Source organism: Micromonospora desertarenae (assembly GCF_056150265.1).
In genome coordinates, this window is sequence record NZ_JAXCFQ010000021.1 from 54,108 (window position 1) to 73,504 (window position 19,397).

Annotated in this window: 21 protein-coding genes; 16 read left to right on the forward strand and 5 right to left on the reverse strand. The window is 73.3% G+C overall.

Annotated elements, in window-relative coordinates; translation table 11 throughout:
- The first annotated feature begins 1 nt into the window (after position 1).
- From SM577_RS30130 to SM577_RS30155, 6 genes are all read left to right on the forward strand, one after another.
- The gene (locus tag SM577_RS30130; protein ID WP_088992413.1) at positions 2–289 is read left to right on the forward strand and encodes a GlsB/YeaQ/YmgE family stress response membrane protein; all 288 of its coding nucleotides are present in this window, start codon (positions 2–4) and stop codon (positions 287–289) included.
- A gap of 293 nt (positions 290–582) precedes the next feature.
- Positions 583–867, forward strand: a complete 285-nt coding sequence (locus tag SM577_RS30135) for a GlsB/YeaQ/YmgE family stress response membrane protein (RefSeq protein WP_302919014.1) — start codon at positions 583–585, stop codon at positions 865–867.
- Between the two features lie 217 nt (positions 868–1,084).
- Positions 1,085–2,374 (forward strand): sugar ABC transporter substrate-binding protein, encoded by a 1,290-nt coding sequence (locus tag SM577_RS30140; protein ID WP_302919013.1) that lies wholly within the window; start codon positions 1,085–1,087, stop codon positions 2,372–2,374.
- Entirely contained in the window at positions 2,371–3,357 is a 987-nt protein-coding gene (locus SM577_RS30145; protein ID WP_302919012.1) for a carbohydrate ABC transporter permease, read from the forward strand. Before SM577_RS30140 ends, SM577_RS30145 begins: the two co-directional genes overlap by 4 nt.
- 23 nt (positions 3,358–3,380) lie before the next feature.
- A complete protein-coding gene (locus SM577_RS30150; RefSeq protein ID WP_302919649.1) occupies positions 3,381–4,211 on the forward strand; it encodes a carbohydrate ABC transporter permease in 831 nt (276 codons plus the stop codon).
- A gap of 84 nt (positions 4,212–4,295) precedes the next feature.
- Complete coding sequence (locus SM577_RS30155; RefSeq protein WP_474588574.1) at positions 4,296–4,943, forward strand: MOSC domain-containing protein; 648 nt, start codon at positions 4,296–4,298, stop codon at positions 4,941–4,943.
- Positions 4,944–5,024: 81 nt separating this feature from the next.
- On the opposite strand, the gene SM577_RS30160 is transcribed toward SM577_RS30155, so the two are convergent.
- The 3 genes from SM577_RS30160 to SM577_RS30170 form a co-directional block, all read right to left on the reverse strand.
- Positions 5,025–5,930 (reverse strand): phytanoyl-CoA dioxygenase family protein, encoded by a 906-nt coding sequence (locus tag SM577_RS30160; protein ID WP_233257757.1) that lies wholly within the window; start codon positions 5,928–5,930, stop codon positions 5,025–5,027.
- 220 nt (positions 5,931–6,150) lie between these two features.
- Complete coding sequence (locus SM577_RS30165; protein WP_302919010.1) at positions 6,151–7,014, reverse strand: hypothetical protein; 864 nt, start codon at positions 7,012–7,014, stop codon at positions 6,151–6,153.
- Between the two features lie 192 nt (positions 7,015–7,206).
- Positions 7,207–8,013, reverse strand: a complete 807-nt coding sequence (locus SM577_RS30170) for an enoyl-CoA hydratase-related protein (RefSeq protein ID WP_474588575.1) — start codon at positions 8,011–8,013, stop codon at positions 7,207–7,209.
- 18 nt (positions 8,014–8,031) lie between these two features.
- On the opposite strand from SM577_RS30170, the gene hemW reads away from it, so the two are divergent.
- Positions 8,032–9,255 carry a radical SAM family heme chaperone HemW gene (hemW, locus tag SM577_RS30175; protein ID WP_302919008.1) on the forward strand — a complete coding sequence of 408 codons (1,224 nt, stop codon included), beginning with the start codon at positions 8,032–8,034 and terminating at the stop codon, positions 9,253–9,255.
- Positions 9,256–9,297: 42 nt separating this feature from the next.
- On the opposite strand, the gene SM577_RS30180 is transcribed toward hemW, so the two are convergent.
- A complete protein-coding gene (locus SM577_RS30180) occupies positions 9,298–9,957 on the reverse strand; it encodes a DUF4870 domain-containing protein (protein WP_474588576.1) in 660 nt (219 codons plus the stop codon).
- A 215-nt stretch (positions 9,958–10,172) separates the two neighbouring features.
- Between SM577_RS30180 and hrcA the strand changes: the two genes are divergently transcribed.
- The 3 genes from hrcA to SM577_RS30195 all read left to right on the forward strand — a co-directional run bounded on the left by hrcA (position 10,173) and on the right by SM577_RS30195 (position 13,231).
- A complete protein-coding gene (gene hrcA / locus SM577_RS30185) occupies positions 10,173–11,195 on the forward strand; it encodes a heat-inducible transcriptional repressor HrcA (protein WP_088992423.1) in 1,023 nt (340 codons plus the stop codon).
- 73 nt (positions 11,196–11,268) lie between these two features.
- Entirely contained in the window at positions 11,269–12,411 is a 1,143-nt protein-coding gene (dnaJ, locus tag SM577_RS30190; RefSeq protein WP_302919648.1) for a molecular chaperone DnaJ, read from the forward strand.
- A gap of 85 nt (positions 12,412–12,496) precedes the next feature.
- On the forward strand, positions 12,497–13,231 hold the full coding sequence (locus tag SM577_RS30195; protein ID WP_474588577.1) for a 16S rRNA (uracil(1498)-N(3))-methyltransferase: 735 nt from the start codon (positions 12,497–12,499) through the stop codon (positions 13,229–13,231).
- A 68-nt stretch (positions 13,232–13,299) separates the two neighbouring features.
- On the opposite strand, the gene SM577_RS30200 is transcribed toward SM577_RS30195, so the two are convergent.
- Positions 13,300–14,061, reverse strand: a complete 762-nt coding sequence (locus SM577_RS30200) for an SDR family NAD(P)-dependent oxidoreductase (RefSeq protein ID WP_474581866.1) — start codon at positions 14,059–14,061, stop codon at positions 13,300–13,302.
- Positions 14,062–14,129: 68 nt separating this feature from the next.
- Here SM577_RS30200 and SM577_RS30205 point away from each other — a divergent pair, with 68 nt between their 5' ends.
- The 6 genes from SM577_RS30205 (at position 14,130) to SM577_RS30230 (ending at position 19,351) form a co-directional block, all read left to right on the forward strand.
- Positions 14,130–14,480, forward strand: coding sequence for a histidine triad nucleotide-binding protein (locus tag SM577_RS30205; RefSeq protein WP_302919004.1), 351 nt, complete (start codon positions 14,130–14,132; stop codon positions 14,478–14,480).
- A 45-nt stretch (positions 14,481–14,525) separates the two neighbouring features.
- A complete protein-coding gene (locus SM577_RS30210) occupies positions 14,526–15,902 on the forward strand; it encodes a serine hydrolase domain-containing protein (protein ID WP_474581867.1) in 1,377 nt (458 codons plus the stop codon).
- Between the two features lie 132 nt (positions 15,903–16,034).
- On the forward strand, positions 16,035–17,093 hold the full coding sequence (locus tag SM577_RS30215) for a PhoH family protein (protein ID WP_302919002.1): 1,059 nt from the start codon (positions 16,035–16,037) through the stop codon (positions 17,091–17,093).
- Between the two features lie 14 nt (positions 17,094–17,107).
- Complete coding sequence (gene ybeY, locus SM577_RS30220; RefSeq protein WP_088992429.1) at positions 17,108–17,581, forward strand: rRNA maturation RNase YbeY; 474 nt, start codon at positions 17,108–17,110, stop codon at positions 17,579–17,581.
- Positions 17,557–18,972 (forward strand): hemolysin family protein, encoded by a 1,416-nt coding sequence (locus tag SM577_RS30225; protein ID WP_302919647.1) that lies wholly within the window; start codon positions 17,557–17,559, stop codon positions 18,970–18,972. The genes ybeY and SM577_RS30225 overlap by 25 nt, the downstream gene beginning before the upstream one ends.
- Entirely contained in the window at positions 18,965–19,351 is a 387-nt protein-coding gene (locus SM577_RS30230; protein WP_109899809.1) for a cytidine deaminase, read from the forward strand. The genes SM577_RS30225 and SM577_RS30230 overlap by 8 nt, the downstream gene beginning before the upstream one ends.
- The last annotated feature ends 46 nt before the right edge of the window (positions 19,352–19,397 follow it).

The window sequence follows — 19,397 nt, forward strand, 5'->3', positions numbered from 1 at the left end:
CGTGGAGCTCACCGTTTGGGGCATCATCACCGCGCTCGTTGTCGGTCTCATCGTCGGCGCTCTGGGCCGCCTGGCCGTGCCGGGCCGCCAGAACATGCCGATGTGGCTGCACATGCTGATCGGCGTGGGCGCCGCGCTGCTCGGCACGGTGCTCGCCCGGGCCATGGGCATCGCCACCGAGACCGCCGGCATCGACTGGGGCGAGCTGCTCGTCCAGGTCGTACTGGCCGCCATCGCCGTGGCCCTGGTGGCCGGCGTGGGCCGACGCCGCAGCGTCACCCACCGGTAATCCCGTAACAGCTTGAACCGCGGACGGGCGCCCGACCAGCAGGTCGGGCGCCCGTCCGCGTCCCGGTCGCCGGGCCGGGCGCGAGGGCACGGGCGGCCGTACCGCCGGGTCGCCGGCCGTGCACCGGGTGCGGCGGCGCCGCGCGCCGGCTCTCCGGTGGTACGTCCCGTTCTGGTGCCGCTCGCGGCGCCCTGCCCCCGAAGGTCGGTTTGGTTTTCCGGGGCATCGGGCAATCAGGGGGCGCGACACGAACACCACCCATCGTCAGAGACACCCATTGAAGGAGGGCGACCGTGGAGCTGACCGTCTGGGGCATCATCACTGCGCTCATCGTTGGTCTGATCGTCGGCGCTCTGGGCCGGCTGGCCGTGCCGGGCCGCCAGAACATGCCGATCTGGCTGCACATGCTGATCGGCGTCGGCGCCGCACTGCTCGGCACGGTGATCGCCCGTGCCTCGGGCTTCGCCGACACCGCCGGTATCGACTGGCGTGAGCTGCTGCTGCAGGTCCTGCTGGCCGCGGTCGCCGTGGCCCTGGTGGCCGGGGTGGGCCGGCGCCGCGGCGTCACCCACCGGTAAATCCGCACAGCCTGAACACGACGGGCGCCCGACCGGCAGGTCGGGCGCCCGTTCGTCTGCGTACGCCCTGATTCGCCCCGTTGCCCGGCTGTCCCCGGAGCCGGGCCTGCGATACGGTCGCCTCGCTTCCGCCGAGCGTCCACTGTCGTAAAGGAATTTTTCCTACTAAGGTGCGGCGGAGAAGGTTAATGCCAGAACGGCGCGAGGGAGATATGGCGTGAACAGGTGGAAGCGGCTGGCTCCGGTCACCGCCGTCGTGGCCTCGGCCGCGATGGTGCTGTCCGGCTGCGGCGGCTCGGACGACGACGCGGCGGCCGACAACAGCAAACTGACGGTCTGGATGATGGGCGAGGGCAGCGAGGCGCAGACCAAGTTCCTCGACGGCGTCGAGACCGAGTTCCGGCAGAAGCACCCGGACACCGACGTCGTGGTCCAGTACGTCCCCTGGCTGGAGGCGCCGAAGAAGTTCCAGGCGGCGCTCGCCGGCGGTGAGGGCCCGGACGTCACCGAACTCGGCAACACCGAGACCCAGGGCTGGGCCGCCCAGGAGGCGCTGGCCGACCTGACGGGCAAGTTCGGCGGCTGGGCCGAGGGCAAGGACATCCTCCCCGACCTGGTGCAGAACGCCCAGCTCGACGGCAAGCAGTACGGCGTGCCGTGGTACGCGGGCGTGCGCGGCATCTACTACCGCACCGACTGGTTCGCCGAGGCCGGCGTGCAGGTGCCGAAGACCTGGGACGACCTGGTCGCCGCGGCCAAGGCCGTGCAGGCGAAGAAGCCGGGCACCTACGGCATCGCCCTGCCCGGCAACTCCGAGCTGCCGTTCTACTCGTTCCTCTGGGGCGCGGGCGCGGAGATCGCCACCAAGCAGGGTGACTCCTGGAAGTCCGGCTACAACACGCCGGAGGCCCAGAAGGCTGTCAAGTTCTGGACCGACCTGGTGACCGTGCACAAGGTCGCCCCGCCGGCCGCGGCCGGCTGGAACGAGATCGACGCGCGGACCCAGTTCGCCACCGGCAAGGCGGCCATGGCGTTCGGCGGCAGCTGGCAGCAGGGCGCGATCAAGAAGGACAACCCGGAGATCGAGAAGGTCTGGGGGACGTTCCCGATCCCCGGCCCCGACGGCCAGCCCGCGCCGGCCTTCGCCGGCGGCTCGGACATCGCCGTCTGGAAGGACAGCGAGCGGCAGGACCTGGCCTGGGACTACCTGACCGTGCTGCTGAGCAAGAAGAACGACGCGGCGTTCGCCGAGAGCCTGGGCTTCTTCCCGGTCTACCAGGACCTGGTCGGTGGGGACAAGTACACCAGCGACAAGATCATGGCGCCGTTCGCCACCGCTATGCAGAACACCAAGCTCACGCCGCTCACCCCGAAGTGGGTGGAGGTCAGCCGGACCAAGACGGTGACCCAGGCGATGAACAGCTCGGTCATCAAGGGTCAGAAGACGGTCGAGAAGGCCACCGCCGACGCGGCCGCGGAGATGGAAAGCATCCTCAACGCCAAGTGACCACGCTGACCGAGGTGCCGGAGACGTCCGCCGCGCGGGAGACCCCCGCGCGGCGGCGTCGCCGGGTGGACCGCCTCCCGTACCTGCTGCTCCTGCCCTGCCTGGTGATCATCGCCGTGCTGCTGCTCTGGCCGCTCGGCCAGGTGGTGGCGATGTCCTTCTTCCGGCTCAACAACGTCCGCCAGTTGCGCGGCGACCGGGAGTGGCCGTGGGTGGGCTTCGAGAACTACGCCGAGATCATCGGCGATCCGTTCTTCCTCACCGTCCTGCGCAACACGGTGCTCTTCGCGGTCGCCAACGTGGTGCTGACGATGATCCTCGGCACCCTGGTCGGGCTGCTGCTCAACCGGCTGGGCCGCAAGATGGCCGCGTTCGTGGCCAGTTGCGTGATGCTGGCCTGGGCCACCCCGGCGCTGACCGGCACGATCGTCTGGAAGTGGATCTTCGACGACACCAGCGGCCTGGTCACCTGGCTCTTCAACGCCCTGCCCGACGGGCTCTCCACCAGCCTGTTCGGCCGCAGCGACTGGACCGGCTACGGCTGGTTCAACTCGCCGCTGCTGTTCTTCTCGATCCTGACCCTGGTGGTGGTCTGGCACTCGTTCCCGTTCATCGCGGTGAGCGTGCTGGCCGGGCTGAAGAGCGTACCGAGTGAGCTGCACGAGGCGGCCCGGGTGGACGGGGCCGGCCCCTGGAAGGTGTTCTGGCGGATCACCTTCCCGCTGCTGCGGCCGGTCTTCGGGATCCTGATCGTGCTCTCGACGATCTGGGACTTCAAGGTCTTCACCCAGCAGTTCGTGCTCGCCGGCGGCACCCAGGACCGGCCGACGTTCATGCTCTCCATCTACTCGTACGCCGAGGCGTTCTCGCCGCCGCCGAAGTACGGTCTGGGCGCGGCGATCGCGGTGATCCTCACCCTGATCCTGCTCGTGGTGACCGGCTTCTACGTCCGCATGGTGCTCAAGCAGGAGGAGGACGCGTGACGCGACGCGGGCGCAGCGCAGGCGTGAAGCGGATCGCCCTCAACGGCGCGGGTCTGCTGGTGGCGCTCTTCGCGGCCTTCCCGGTCTACTGGATGATCGCCACCTCGCTGAAGCCGAGTTCGGAGATCTTCTCCAGCACGCCCCGGCCGGTGCCGAGCGAGCCCACCCTGGCGCACTACCGGGAGATCCTCACCGGCAACCTGATCCCCGGCGTGACCTTCGCCGACTTCTTCCTCAACAGCGCGCTGGTAGCGGTCTCCACCGTGCTGCTCAGCGGCCTGGTCGCGCTGCTCGCCGCCACCGCGGTGGCCCGGTTCCGGTTCAAGCTGCGGACCAGCTTCCTGATCATGCTGCTGGTGGTGCAGATGATCCCGCTGGAGGCGCTGGTCATCCCGCTGTTCCTGATGATCCAGCGGCTCGGGCTCTACAACACGCTGCCCAGCCTGATCCTCACCTACCTGGGCTTCTCGCTGCCGTTCGCGGTCTGGATGCTGCGCGGGTTCGTCGCCGCGGTGCCCAAGGAACTGGAGGAGGCCGCCGCGATCGACGGGGCCAGCCGGGCGCAGATCTTCCGGAAGGTCCTCTTCCCGCTGGTGGCACCCGGGCTGGTGGCGACCAGCATCTTCTCGTTCATCACCGCCTGGAACGAGCTGATCTTCGCGTTGACCTTCATCAACGACCAGGACCGCTACACCCTGCCGGTGGCGATGACCTTCTTCTTCGGCCGCGACGACACCGCGTGGGGCCCGGTGATGGCCGCTTCCACGCTGTTCACCCTGCCCGTGATCATCTTCTTCCTGCTGGTGCAGCGCCGGATGGTCTCCGGCCTGGTCGCCGGCGCCGTGAAGGGCTGAGCGTCGGGGCGGCGCAGCCCCGGCGTGCGGCCGGAGTGGATCTCGGAAGAGGGTGCCGGGGCGGGCCCGACTAGGCTGATCACCATGACGGGCAGGCTGGCGGCGGTGAACCTCGGCATCGTGACCGAGGCGGAGTGGGCGGGCGATCCGAGCGGCCGCAGCGGCATCGACAAGCGGCCGGTGGACGGCCCGGTGCTGATCCGTACCGAGGGCGTGGCCGGTGACTTCATCGGCGAGCGGGCCCACCACGGCGGGCCGGACCAGGCCGTCTACGCCTACGCCGAGGAGGACGCCGCCTGGTGGGCCGCCGAGCTGGGCCGGTCGATCGGGCCCGGCGGCTTCGGCGAGAACCTGACCACCTCCGCGGTCGACGTGACCGGGGCGGTGATCGGCGAACAGTGGGCGATCGGCTCGGTGCTGCTCCAGGTGACCAAGCCGCGTACCCCGTGCACCACGTTCGCCGGCTTCTGGGGCCTGCCCGACCTGATCAAGCGGTTCACCGTGCGCGCGCTGCCCGGGGCGTACCTGCGGGTGCTGCGCGAGGGCGAGGTCGGGGCGGGAGACCCGGTCGAGGTGGTCGAGCGCCCGGCGCACGGGGTGACCATCGGCGAGGTGTTCCGGGCGCTGAACCTGGAGCCGGAGCTGCTGCCCCGGCTGCTGGACGCGGCGGACCTGCCGGAGTCGATCCGGGACAAGGCGCGCCGCCGGCTCGCCGGCCGCACCCCCCGCTGACCCACCCCGCGTCCCGCGTGCGGGGCCGTGCGAAGCGGAACGGGCCCCGTCCCGCGAGGGAGGGGCCCGTTCGGCGTCGGGTCAGCGCAGCCAGGGGATGCTGCGGTCGAGCAGACCGCGCTCCTTGAGCTCCTTGCGCAGCGGGATCTCGTCGTCGATGTAGCCGTCCCAGTTGATGCCCCAGTAGTTGGCGGTGTGCGTGCCCTCACCGCAGAGCTGGCGCTGCACCGGGGTGCGGTTGGCCCACCACTCGCCGTCCTTGTCGATGTGCAGCTCGTCCAGCGGGCGGATCCACCGGTAGGTGTAGCCGACGAAGAGCATCTTGCGGGTGATGGTCGACAGGTTGGTCGACCGGGAGTGCCACTGGCGGCGGTCGAAGATGAACGCGTCACCCGGGTTGGCGGTGATCTCCACCGTGCCCTCCGGGTCCGGGTTGTGCACGGTGGTGTCAGCCGGGCGGGGCAGCGAGTTCCACAGGTGGCTGCCCGGGATGACCTTGGTGGCGCCGCGCCCGGTCTCCGACAGGTCGGAGAGCACGTAGGCGACCTTCAGCGAGAACATCGGCCGGGGGAGGTTCGGGTCCATCGTCTCCGGGTCGGAGTTCTGCCGGTACCCGTCCTGGTGCCAGCCCCAGTACGGCTTCTCCGGCTCCAGCGCCGGCGGGGTCACGTCGAGGTGGTTGTGGTGGCTGTAGATGTTCCACCCGGCCAGGCCCCACATGTACGGGAAGGCGATCGGGTGGGTGAGCAGGTCGCCGAAGAGCTCGTCCCGGTTCAGGAAGCCCAGCAGGTGCAGGGTGCCGTCCTTGGTGGTGTTGCCCTTGGCCTTCTCCTCGGCGTAGACACGGTCGACCGCCGCCTCCAGCGCCGCCCGGTGGTCCTCCGTCAGGACGTTCCGTAGCAGCAGGAAGCCCTGCTCGTGAAACTCCTTACGGTCAGTGTCGCTGATCGGTTCGTAACCGGTCCGGTCGCCGTAGTCGAACGCCACGTCGTACCCCTCCCCATGAGGCGAAACCATTGCTGGCACAGGCCGCCGATCGTAACGCGCTGCAAGGGCGGGCGGGAATGCCCGACTCGCCGCGGAGCGCGCCAGCCGGACCAAGGGCAGTGGTACGAGTGCGGTGCGTATACCCCGGCCACCTGCGGTGGGGCTATCGTCGGAAATGCCGGTTTGTGCGGTGACTGCCGGTAAGGAGATCGGGGGTCCTTCACCCCTCGGCGAAGACCTCCGCCACCACCCGGGACTCCTCCGCCGAGCCGTCGGTCACCGGGTTCCAGGTGCCGCCCCGGGCGGTCCACTCCAGGCCGCCGAAGCGCACCCGCTTCACCCCGTGGTCGCCGGCGTGGGAGACCAGCCAGTGCGCGTACCGCCAGCCGCCGCGCTGGTCCGCGGCGGGCACGCTGAGGCCGGTCAGGTCGGTGGCGGCGGCCGACGCCGCCAGCCCCCAGTCGAGCGTCAGGCCGCGGGTCAGCGCCGCCGTCGCGGCAGTGCCCCGCATCGCCGGATCCCGCCCCACGGAGCAGGCGACCGCGCCGGTGGCGTGCCCGAGCAGCGCCCGGGTGAGCACCTGGGACTCGTCCGCCCACTTCTGGTACGCCTCCGGGAAGGCCGACCGCTGCACCTTCTGCGCCGCGTCGGTGACCCGCATCCGCTCCCAGCCGCGCACCTTCTTCAAGGCCGCGTAGAACCGGTTCGTCGCGTAGCGGGGGTCGCTGATCTGCGCCGGCGTGCCCCAGCCCTGGCTCGGCCGCTGCTGGAACAGCCCGATCGAGTCGCGGTCGCCGCCGTCGAGGTTGCGCAGCCCGGACTCCTGGTACGCGGTGGCCAGCGCGACCACCACCGCCCGCTCCGGCATCTCCCGCTGGATCCCGATGGCCGCGATGGTCGCCGCGTTGGCCATCTGGTCGGCGTCCAGCGCCACCTTGCCGTCGGCCTGGACGGTGCAGGTGCGGCTGGCCAGCGGCAGCCGCAGGCCTTCGCCGAACTGCCGGACGACGTACAGGATCCCGATCACGGCGACGAGCACGAGGACGACTCCACCCGCCACGACTGCCCGAGTTCGCACCCACACCCCCTGTTCGACAGCGCGACAAGCGTACGTCCCCGAACGGCCACTCCGGGTCGTCCGACCGGTTCAGCCCCGCCCCGCCGGATGCGCCGCCCCTGACGGGTGACCGGAAGTTCCCCGTCCAGCCGCTGTCTCACCTGGTCGTCCGGACCACCGGGCGGCACCGGGCCGTCGGCGAAGCGGAGCGTGCCTCGCTCAGCCGGCGACCTCCGCCGCCCCGTCCAGCTCGGCCACCCAGCGCGGGGCACGCTTCTCCCGGAACGCCAGGACGCCCTCGCGGCCGTCCTCGGAGAGGAAGAAGCCGGTGGAGATCCCGGCCAGGTCGGCGATCTCGGCGCGCAGGTCGGTGGCGGCCGGCCGGCGCAGCAGCCGCTTCGCCCCGGCCAGCGCGGCCGGCGCCCCGCGCACCAGCGAGTCGCAGTACCGGGCCACCGCGGCGTCCAGCCCGTCCGCCGGCACCGCGGCGGTGACCAGGCCGATCTCGGCGGCCCGCCGGCCGTCGAAGGTGTCCCCGGTCAGGTACAGCTCGGCCGCCGCCCGCGGGTGCAGCCGGGGCAGCACGGTCGCCGAGATCACCGCCGGGATCACCCCGATCCGCACCTCGGTGAAGGCGAAGGTGGCCTCCTCGGCGCAGACGGCCAGGTCGGCCGCCGCGATCAGGCCGAGGCCGCCGGCCCGGGCCGGCCCGGCGACCCGGGCGAGCACCGGCTTCGGGCACTCCCAGACGGCGGCCAGCACGTCGCCGAGCATGCCCGCCGGCACGGTTCCGCTGGCGTACGCGGCGGCGGTCTCCTTCAGGTCGGCGCCGGAGCAGAAGACCGGGCCGGTGTGGTCGAGCACGATCATCCGGACCGCGTCGTCGGCGACCGCGGCGGCCAGGCCGGCGAGCAGCTCGGTCATCAGCGGGGTGGAGAGCGCGTTGCGGTTGTGCGGGCTGTCCAGGGTGAGGGTGGTCACCCCACGGGCCGTGGCGACCCGCACCAGCGCGTCGGGAGAGGTCATGCGGGCACACTAGTGGCCATGCCCGGCGTCCTTCCAGAAGGCGAACCCGTCCCCGCCGACGGTTCGCTGCCCGCCACCGCCACCCGCGCGGTCGGCGCGCGTGGCTTCGGCGTGTACGTGCACGTGCCGTTCTGCGCCAGCCGCTGCGGCTACTGCGACTTCAACACGTACACGGCGGCGGAGCTGGGCGGCGGCGCGAGCCGGGAGGGCTACGCCGACACCGTGCTGGCCGAGCTGGCGCTCGCCGCCCGGGTGCTCGGCGACGCGCCGCCGCCGCGGGTGGACACGGTGTTCGTCGGCGGCGGCACGCCGACCCTGCTGCCCGCCGACGACCTGGCCCGGATCCTGGACGGCATCGACCGCACCTGGGGGCTGGCCGCCGACGCCGAGGTGACCACCGAGGCCAACCCGGAGTCGGTCACCCCGGAGTCGCTCAAGACGCTGCGTGCGGCCGGCTACACCCGGATCTCGCTGGGCATGCAGTCCGCCTCGCCCGGGGTGCTGGCGATCCTGGACCGTACGCACAGCGCCGGCCGGGCCACCGCCGCCGCGGCGGAGGCGCGCGACGCCGGGTTCGACCACGTCAACCTGGACCTCATCTACGGCACGCCGGGGGAGAGCGCGGAAGACTTCGCCGCCTCGCTGGCGCAGGTGGTGGCGGCCGGCGTCGACCACGTCAGCGCGTACGCCCTGATCGTGGAGGACGGCACCCGGCTGGCCGCCCGGATGCGCCGGGGCGAGCTGCCGTACCCCAGCGACGACGTCGCGGCGGACCGCTACCTGGCCGCGGAGGCCGCCCTCTCCGCCGCCGGTTTCTCCTGGTACGAGGTCTCCAACTGGGCCCGTACGCCGGCCGGCCGGTGCCGGCACAACCTGCTCTACTGGACCGGCGGCGACTGGTGGGGCCTCGGCCCGGGCGCGCACAGCCACGTCGGCGGGGTGCGCTGGTGGAACGTCAAGCACCCCACCGCGTACGCCCAGCGGCTCGCCGCCGGACGGTCGCCCGGCCTGGCCCGGGAGGTGCTCACCCCCGACGAGGCGCACACCGAGGACGTCATGCTCCGGCTGCGGCTCGCCGCCGGGCTGCCGCTGGCCGGCCTGGACGCGGCCGGCCGGGCCGGCGCCGAGCGGGCGCTGGCCGACGGGCTGCTGGCCGCGCCCGAGTACGCGGCCGGCCGGGCCGTGCTCACCCTGCGCGGGCGGCTGCTGGCCGACGCCGTGGTGCGCGACCTGCTGCCCTGATCCGGGCTGCCCGGAGCCGGCCGGGGGAGCGGCCGGCCCGGGTCACCGGGTGAAGCTGTAGGTCATCGGGTAGCGGTAGAGCACGCCCTCGTTGGCCTTGAACCCGCCGATGATCCCGAAGATCAGCGGCACCAGCCAGACGAGCATCGGGACGAAGAACAGGATCCCGCAGGTGACCAGCGTGAGCACCCAGCTCAGCACGCTGACGATCGTCCAGGTGAGCTGGAAGTTCAGCGCCGCGACGGCGTGTGCGCGGACGCTCGGCGACTGCTGCCCGCGGACCATCATCGCGATGAGCGGCGCCAGCCAGCCGAGCAGGCCGCCGCCGACGATCACGCCGGCCGCGCCGCCGAAGTGGGCGATCAGGGCCCAGGTCTTGTCCTCGTTGTTGGCGTAGCCGGCGGGCGGGCCGTAGCCGCCACCGGCCGGGTAGCCGGGCCCCGGCGGGTAGCCACCGGGCGGCGGGTAGCCACCGTACGGGGGCGCGCCGGCTGGCGGAGGGTAGCCACCCGACGGCGGTTGGTCACCGGTGGGCGGCGGATAGCCACCGGGCGGGGGATAGCCGCCCGAGGCCGGCGCCCCGGACAGTGGTGCGGTGGGTTCGTCACCGGCCGACGGGCCGGGGACGGCCGACGGAGCGGTCGGATCCGGCGGCGGAGCGCCGGGGCCGTCGGCTCCCGGGGGGCGAGGCGGTTCGGTCATGCACGTCACGGTAGGGGCAGCCGGCAAGGACACACCAGAGCGACATCGACCGGCTTGTCCGGATGATCGGTCGGTGCGGCCGCACCGGCGGTCCGTCTTGATCATCGCGCCGGCGGGCCCACCGACGTAGACTGGCACTCGCTACAGTCGAGTGCCAGGACGCGCCGCGCCGCCGGCAGTGCGCCGCCGGCCGACGTGCGACAGGAGGTGGGGAGATGGGTCTCGACGACCGCAAGCTCGCGGTGCTGCGCGCGATCGTCGAGGACTACGTCGCCACGCAGGAGCCGGTCGGCAGCAAGGCGCTGGTCGAGCGGCACCAGCTCGGGGTCTCCCCGGCCACGGTGCGCAACGACATGGCCGTGCTGGAGGAGGAGGGCTACATCCGGCAGCCGCACACCAGTGCCGGCCGGGTGCCCACCGACCGCGGCTACCGGCTCTTCGTGGACCGGCTGTCCCGGGTCAAGCCGCTCAGCCCGGCCGAGCGCCGGGCGATCGAGCGCTTCCTGGTCGGCGCGGTCGACCTCGACGACGTGGTGCACCGCACGGTGCGGCTGCTGGCGCAGCTGACCCGGCAGGTCGCCGTCGTGCAGTACCCGAGCCTGGCCCGCTCCTCGGTGCGCCACCTGGAGCTGGTGCCGATCTCCACCACCCGGCTGATGCTCGTGATGATCGCCGACACCGGCCGGGTCGAGCAGCGGCTGGTCGAGATGCCCGGCCCGATCCCGGCCGACGACGTCCTCGACCTGCGCCGGCTGGTCAACGAGAAGCTGGTCGGCACCCGGCTGTCGGAGACCCCGCCGCTGGTGCAGGCGCTGGTCGACGAGGCCACGCCCGACCTACGGCCGGCGATGGCCACCCTCTCCACCGTGCTGCTGGAGACGCTGGTCGAGCGGCACGAGGAGCGGATCGCGCTGGCCGGCACGGCCAACCTCACCCGGGGCGGGCTGCTCGACTTCCAGGGCTCGCTGCGGCCCATCCTCGAGGCGCTCGAGGAGGAGGTCGTGCTGCTCAAGCTCATCGGTGAGGTCGAGCCGAGCACGCTGCGGGTCCGCATCGGCGACGAGAACGAGATCGACAACCTGCGCGCCGCCTCGGTGGTCAGCACCGGCTACGGACCGGGTTCGACCATCGTCGGTGGCCTCGGCGTGCTGGGGCCGACCCGGATGGACTACCCCGGCACCATCGCCACGGTGAGGGCCGTGGCACGCTACGTGGGCGACCTGCTGGCCCAGAACTGACCAGGCAGAACCGACGGCCGGTTCCGGCCGGCGACCGGCGCAACGCGAGACGAACATGAGGACACGGAACGCAGTGGCCAGGGACTACTACGGCATTCTCGGCGTGAGCCGGGACGCCTCCGACGACGAGATCAAGCGCGCCTACCGCAAGCTGGCGCGGCAGTACCACCCGGATGTCAATCCGGACCCGGAGGCACAGGAGAAGTTCAAGGACATCAACGCCGCGTACGAGGTCCTCTCGGACGACCGGAAACGGCAGATCGTCGACCTGGGTGGCGACCCGCTCGCACCGGGCGGCGGGGGCCCGGGCGGCCCCGGGGGCCCCGGCGGCGCCGGTCCGTTCGTCGGCTTCCAGGACATCATGGACGCGTTCTTCGGCGGCGCGGGCGGCTCCCGCGGGCCGCGGCCGCGTACCCGGCCGGGCGCGGACGCGATCCTGCGGCTGGAACTGGACCTGCACGAGACGGCGTTCGGCGTGGAGGCCCCGATCACCGTCGACACCGCCGTGCTCTGCACCACCTGCTCCGGCGCCGGCACCGCCGCCGGCACCCACCTGGCCACCTGCGAGGCGTGCGGCGGCCGGGGCGAGGTGCAGTCGGTGCAGCGCACCTTCCTCGGCCAGGTCGTCTCGGCCCGCCCGTGCACGGTCTGCCAGGGCTACGGCACCACCATCCCGCACCCCTGCCCGACCTGCGCCGGCGACGGCCGGGTCCGCACCCGCCGGTCGCTGACCGTGAAGATCCCGGCCGGGGTCGAGGACGGCATGCGGATCCGGCTGGCCCAGCAGGGCGAGGTGGGCCCGGGCGGCGGCACCGCCGGCGACCTCTACGTGGAGATCCACGAGCGCCCGCACGACGTCTACTCCCGCAAGGGCGACGACCTGCACTGCCGGGTCACCGTGCCGATGACCGCCGCCGCGCTGGGCACCCGGCTGACCATCAAGACGCTGGACAGCGAGGAGACGGTCGACGTCAAGCCGGGCACCCAGCCGGGCAGCACGCTGCGGCTGCGCGCCCGGGGCGTGCCGCACCTGCGCGGCACCGGCCGGGGCGACCTCTACGTCCACCTCGACGTGCGCACCCCCACCAAGCTCGACGCCGAGCAGGAGCGGATGCTGCGCGAGTTCGCCAAGACCCGGGGCGAGGAGGTCGCCGAGCTGACCAAGCAGGGCGGCTTCTTCTCCCGGATGCGCGACGCCTTCAACGGCCACGCCTGAGCCGGCCGGCAGGCCGCGCCGCACCCCGGGTGCGGCGCGGCCGCCTCACCGCCCCGGCCGGCGGCGCTGCCGATAGCCTGATCCCGTGTCCGCGCCGCTGTTCCTGGTCGAGTCGCTGCCGACCACCGACTCGCTGACCCTCGACGGCCCGGAGGGCCACCACGCCGCCACGGTGCAGCGCCTGCGGGTCGGCGAGGAGCTGCTGCTCGCCGACGGGCACGGGGGCACGGCCACCGCCGTGGTCACCGCCGTCGGCCGGGGCAGCCTGGAACTCGACATCCGCTCCCGGGGGTACGTCGACGCGTCCGTCCCGCGGCTGGTGGTGGTGCAGGGCATCGCCAAGGGCGACCGGGGTGAGCTGGCCGTGCAGGCGATGACCGAGGTCGGGGTGGACGAGATCGTGCCCTGGGCGGCGGCCCGCTCGGTGACCCAGTGGCGCGGCGACCGGGGCGTACGGGCACGGGAGAAGTGGGCGGCGACCGCCCGGGAGGCCGCCAAGCAGGCCCGCCGGGCCTGGCTGCCGGTGGTCGCCGGGGCGCCGGACGAGCCCACCGGCACGGTGGCCCGGCGGATCGCCGGGGCGGCCGCCGCGTTCGTGCTGCACGAGGAGGCCGACGACCGGCTGACCACCGCCGAGCTGCCCGACTCCGGCGAGATCGTGCTGGTGGTCGGCCCCGAGGGCGGCATCACCCCGGCCGAGCTGGACGCGTTCGCCGCGGCCGGCGCCCGCCCGGTGCGGCTCGGCCCGTCGGTGCTGCGCACCTCGACGGCCGGCGTCGCTGCGCTCGCCGTGCTGGCGACCCGCCTGCACCGCTGGTAGCCGTTCCGCCCGGCGCCCCGACCGGGTCGCGGCGGCGCGAGAGGCGGGCGGCGTCTCGACCGGGCCGGTCAGCTACGCAGGTAGGAGGCGCCGTTGAGGTCGACGATGGTGCCGGAGGCCCACTCGGCCTCGGGAGAGGCGAGCCAGTGCACCGCGGCGGCGATCTCCTCCGGGCGGGCGACCCGGTTGAACGGGCTCTGGGCCCGTACCGCCGCGCCGCGCTCGGCCTTCAGGTGCTCGTTGGTCATGTCGGTCGCCACGAAGCCGGGCGCGACAGTGGCCACCGCGATCCCGTACGGGGCCAGCGCCACCGCGAGCGACTGCCCCATCGCGTTCAACCCCGCCTTGCTCGCCCCGTACGCCGGGTTGCCCGGCTCCCCCCGGAACGCGCCGCGCGAGGAGACGTTGACGATCCGCCCACCGCGCCCGCGCATGTGCTGGGCGGCGCACCAGGTGGCGTTGGCCGCGCCGAGGAGGTTGGTGTCGACGACCTCGCGCCAGCGCTGCCGCCACTGCTCGTAGCTGCTCTCGAAGACCGGGTGCGGCGGATCGGCGGGCCCGAACACGCCCGCGTTGTTCACCAGCACGTCCAGCCCGCCGAGCCGTTCCGCGGCCTCGTCCACCATCGCCCGGACCGCGTCCGGGTCGGCGAGGTCGGCCCGGACCACCACGTGCCCGTCGCCGGGCAGCTCCGCCCGCAGCTCCTCGGCCAGCTCCGCCGAGTCCCGGTGGTGGATCGCCACCCGGTCGCCCCCGGCCGCGAAGGCCCGGACCACCGCCCGCCCGATGCCGCGCGAGCCCCCCGTCACCAGTACCGCCCGTGAAGTCACGCCGGCCATCATGCCGCAGCGGCCCGGCCCTGCTCACCGGCCCCCGGCGCAGCGCTTAACATGCCCGAATGGGAGCCGACTGCCTGTTCTGCCGCATCGTCGCCGGGGAGATCCCGGCCACCGTGGTCCGGGAAACGGACACCACCCTCGCGTTCCGCGACATCGACCCGAAGGCGCCGGTGCACGTGCTGGTGATCCCCAAGGAGCACTACGCCGACGTGGCCACCCTCGGCCAGGGCGACCCGGCGCTGGCCGGTGCGGTGCTCGCCACGGCCGCCGCGGTGGCCGAGGACGAGGGACTGCTCGGCGACGGCTTCCGGCTGATGTTCAACACCGGCACGTACGGCGGCCAGGAGGTCTTCCACGCGCACGCGCACCTGCTCGGCGGCGCGCCGCTCGGCCCGATGCTCTGCCGCTGACCCGTCGCCGCCCGCCGGCCCGCCGCGCCTCCTTACACTGCCCGGGTGACGGATGTGGGGGACCGCCTCGGGCGGATGGTGCGGCGGGTGCAGGCGCAGGCGCGGGTGCCGGCGGTTTCGGCGGCGCTGCACCGGGCCGACCGGCCGTTGTGGCAGTGCACGGTCGGCTGGACCGGCAACGACACCGCGCTCGACCCGGAGACCCGGTTCCGGATCGGCTCGGTCACCAAGACCTTCACCGCCGTGCTGACCCTCCAGTGCCGCGACGACGGCCTGCTCGACCTCGACGACCCGATCGGCCGGCACCTCGACCTGCCGGCGCACGGCGAACTGACCGTCCGCCGGCTGCTGTCGCACACCGCCGGCCTGCAACGGGAGCCGTACGGCGACGTCTGGGACACCCTGCGGGCCCCGGACGCCGACGCGCTCCTGGCCGACCTGGCCCGCGCCGAGCGGGTGCTGCCGCCGGGACGTCGCTACCACTACTCCAACCTGGGCATGGCGCTGCTCGGCCGGATGGTCGGCGAGCTGCGCGGCGGCACCTGGGCCGAGGTGCTGACCGAGCGGGTGCTCACCCCGCTGGGGCTGACCCACACCTCGGTGACGCCCGGCCGGCGGGCCGCGACGGGCTTCCTGGTCGACGCGTACTCCGACGAGGCGCACCCCGAGCCGCCGACCGACTTCGGCGCGGTCGGCCCGGCCGCCCAGCTCTGGAGCACCGCCGGGGACATGGCCCGGTGGGCCGCCTTCCTGGCCGATCCCGCGGCGCTCGACGCGGCCGGCCGGGTGCTCGCCCCGGCGACCCTGGACGAGATGCGCTGGCCGGTGACGATGACCGACGAGACGCTCTGGGCCGGCGGTTTCGGGCTCGGGCTGATCCTGGTCCCGCAGGGCCGGCGGATCATGCATGTCGGGCACGACGGCGCGATGCCGGGCTTCCTGGCCGCCGTCTACGGCCGGCGGGGCGGCGAGGGCACCGCAGGCGCGATGGGCGCGGCCGTGCTCGGCTCCTCCGGCACCGCCGCCGAACTGTTCGAGCTGACCCACCGGCTGCTCGACGCGGCGGTGGAGCACGACCCCGCCGAGATCGAGCCGTGGCGGCCCGGCCCGCCGGCCCCCGAGGCGGTACGCGGGCTGCTCGGCCGCTGGTGGGGCGAGGGCTTCGAGTACGTCTTCTCCTGGCACGACGGGGCGCTGCGGGCGCGGGGGGCCGACGACCCGGCGGGGAAGCCGCCGGCGGTCTTCGCGCCGCTGCCGGACCAGCCGGACGTCTACCGCACGGTGTCCGGCCGGGAGGTCGGTGAGCTGCTCCGGCTGACCCGGGACGAGCGCGGCACGGTGGTCCGGATGCACTGGGCGACCTACCGGTTCACCCGCACCCAGGAGACCTTCGAGCGGTACGACTTCCGCGCCGGAAGCTGACCGCCGGCCGGCGGAAATGGGCGAGGTGCCACCCGTGTTGAACCGATACGATGGGTGTAACGTCCGCACGCCGTGCCAGCAGGGCCGGCGCTGATTCGAGAGCAGGTGGCGCAGGGCCCCTCGGCCCGACCTATGACCGGCACCCCACCTCCCGGCCCGCCTCGGGTGCAGACCAGGATCACGGTTCCCGATTCCAAGATCATGGTCAACCTGCTCGGCGCGGGTGACGAGATCCTGCGACTGGTCGAGCGCTCGGTGAACAGCGACGTGCACGTCCGGGGCAACGAGATCACGATCAGTGGCGCGCCCGCGGACAACGCCCTCGCCGAGCGGCTCTTCAGCGAGCTGCTCGAACTCATCGAGAAAGGCGAGACCCTGACCACAGACGCCGTCCGGCGTACCGTCGGCATGCTCGAGCAGGGCGGCGCCGAGCGGCCCGCCGAGGTCCTGACGCTCAACATCCTCTCCCGGCGCGGCCGCACCATCCGTCCCAAGACGCTGGGGCAGAAGCGCTACGTCGACGCGATCGACGCGCACACCATCGTCTTCGGCATCGGCCCGGCCGGTACCGGCAAGACCTACCTGGCCATGGCGAAGGCCGTGCAGGCGCTCCAGGCCAAGCAGGTCAACCGGATCATCCTCACCCGGCCGGCGGTCGAGGCGGGGGAGCGGCTGGGCTTCCTGCCCGGCACGCTGAACGAGAAGATCGACCCCTACCTGCGCCCGCTCTACGACGCGCTGCACGACATGCTCGACCCGGACTCGATCCCGAAGCTGATGGCGGCGGGCACGATCGAGGTAGCGCCGCTGGCGTACATGCGCGGCCGGACGCTCAACGACGCGTTCATCATCCTCGACGAGGCGCAGAACACCACGCCCGAGCAGATGAAGATGTTCCTCACCCGGCTGGGCTTCAACTCCAAGATCGTCGTCACCGGCGACGTGACCCAGGTGGACCTGCCCGGCGGCACGACCAGCGGCCTACGGGTGGTCCGGGAGATCCTGGCCAACGTCGAGGACGTGCACTTCGCCCAGCTCTCCAGCTCGGACGTGGTCCGGCACCGGCTGGTCGGGGAGATCGTCGACGCGTACGCCCGCTGGGACGCCGAGCGGGAGAACCAGCAGGCGCAGAGCGTGCGCGCCGTGCCGGGGCGGGCCGCCCAGGGCGGCCGTGCCGGCCGGCGCCGCTAGACAGAGGAAGTCACTTGTCCATCGAGATCGCCAACGAGTCCGGTGTCGACGTCGACACCGACGCCGTGCTCGCCGTCGCCCGGCACGCCCTCGACGAGATGGGGGTCAACCCCCTCGCCGAGCTCTCCGTGCTGCTGGTCGACGTCGACTACATGACCGAGCTCAACCACCGCTGGATGGGTGGCGACGGGCCGACCGACGTGCTCGCCTTCCCCATGGACGAGGGCAGCGTCGACCACGGGCCGGGGGAGGCCACCGCCGCGGGCGGCGAGCCGGCCCTGCTCGGTGACATCGTGCTCTGCCCCGAGGTGGCGGCCAAGCAGGCGGCCACCGCCGGGCACTCCGCCGCCGACGAGCTGCACCTGCTCACCGTGCACGGCGTGCTGCACCTGCTCGGCTACGACCACGCCGAGCCGGAGGAGGAGCGGGAGATGTTCGCGCTCCAGGCCCGCCTGCTGGCGAGCTGGCGGTCGACCCGGTCCCGGTGATGTCCACACCGCTACTGGCGGCCGGCGCCACCGCCGGCCTGCCCGACGCGCAACTGATCGTCTTCGCGGCCGGGCTGGTGGTGCTCGCCGGCCTGATCGCGATGACCGAGGCCGCGCTGGCCGCGGTCTCCCCGGCCCGGGCCGCCGAGCTGGCCCGCGACGGCGCCCGCGGCGCGCGTACCCTCCAGGTCGTCGCCGGTGACGTGGTCCGCCACCTCAACCTGCTCCTGCTGCTGCGGCTGCTCGCCGAGCTGACCGCCACCACCCTGGTGGCCCTGGTCGCGGTGGACACCTTCGGCGCGGGCTGGCGGGCCGCGCTGATCACCGCCGGCGCGATGACCGTGGTCAGCTTCGTGGTGGTCGGCGTCGGCCCGCGCACCCTCGGCCGGCAGCACGCGTACGCGGTGGGCCGCGCGGTCGCGCCGCTGGTGCGCTGGCTCGGCCGGGCGCTCAACCCGCTCGCCTCGCTGCTGATCCTGATCGGCAACGCGGTGACCCCGGGGCGCGGCTTCCGCGAGGGGCCGTTCGCCACCCAGGTGGAGCTGCGCGAGCTGGTCGACCTGGCCGAGCAGCGCGGCGTGGTGGAGCACGGCGAACGCCAGATGATCCACTCGGTCTTCGCGCTCGGCGACACCATCGCCCGCGAGGTGATGGTGCCGCGTACCGAGATGGTCTGGATAGAGGCGAACAAGACCCTCTCCCAGGCGCTGGCGCTCTTCCTGCGCTCCGGCTTCTCCCGGATCCCGGTCATCGGCGAGAACGTCGACGACGTGCTCGGCGTGCTCTACCTCAAGGACCTGATCCGGCGCACCCAGGGCGGCGCGCCGGAGGACCGGCGGCTGCCGGTCGCCGAGCTGATGCGCCCGGCCACCTTCGTGCCCGAGTCCAAGCCGGTCGACGACCTGCTCTCCGAGATGCAGGCCGCCCGCAACCACCTGGTGATCGTCGTCGACGAGTACGGCGGCACCGGCGGGCTGGTCACCATCGAGGACATCCTGGAGGAGATCGTCGGCGAGATCACCGACGAGTACGATGTCGAGCGCCCGCCGGTCGAACGGCTGGAGGACGGGGCGGTGCGGGTCACCGCCCGGCTCCCGGTGGAGGACCTGGGCGAGCTGTTCGACACCGAACTGCCCGCCGACGAGGTGGAGACGGTCGGCGGCCTGCTCGCCCAGTCCCTGGGCCGGGTCCCGATCCCCGGGGCGCAGGCCGAGGTGGCCGGCCTCCGGCTGGTCGCCGAGGGCACCACCGGCCGGCGCAACCGGATCGACACGGTGCTGGTGCGCCGGGTGGAGTCGACCGGCGAACCGGACGGCTCCGGCCGGGGCGAGCACCCCGAGTCCCGGGGCGACCACAACCGATCCGAGGAGAGGCAACCCGCCGATGCCTGAGTCATCCGCCGCGCCGGCCGCCCGGCCCACCCCGTCCGAGCCGGTCGAGCTGAGCGCCGAGGACGCCAAGCTGGTCGTGCTGGCCCGGGGCGCGCGGGGCCGGGTGGGTGCCGTGGAGGGCGCTGCGGTCCGCGACCAGGACGGCCGGACGTACGCGGCGGCCAGCGTGTCGCTGCCGTCGCTGACGATCACCGCGCTCCAGCTGGCCGTCGCCTCGGCGGCCGCGGCCGGGGCCACCCGGCTGGAGGCGGCCGTGGTGGTGACCGAGGCGTCGACGCTGGACGGCGCCGGGCACGCCGCGGTGCGGGACCTCTCCGCCGACGCGCCGGTCCACGTGGCCGCGCCGGACGGCACCGTCCTCGGCACGGTGACCGCGTGACCCGGCGGACCGTCGCGCCCCGGGGCTTGGCCCCGCGCGCCGCCGC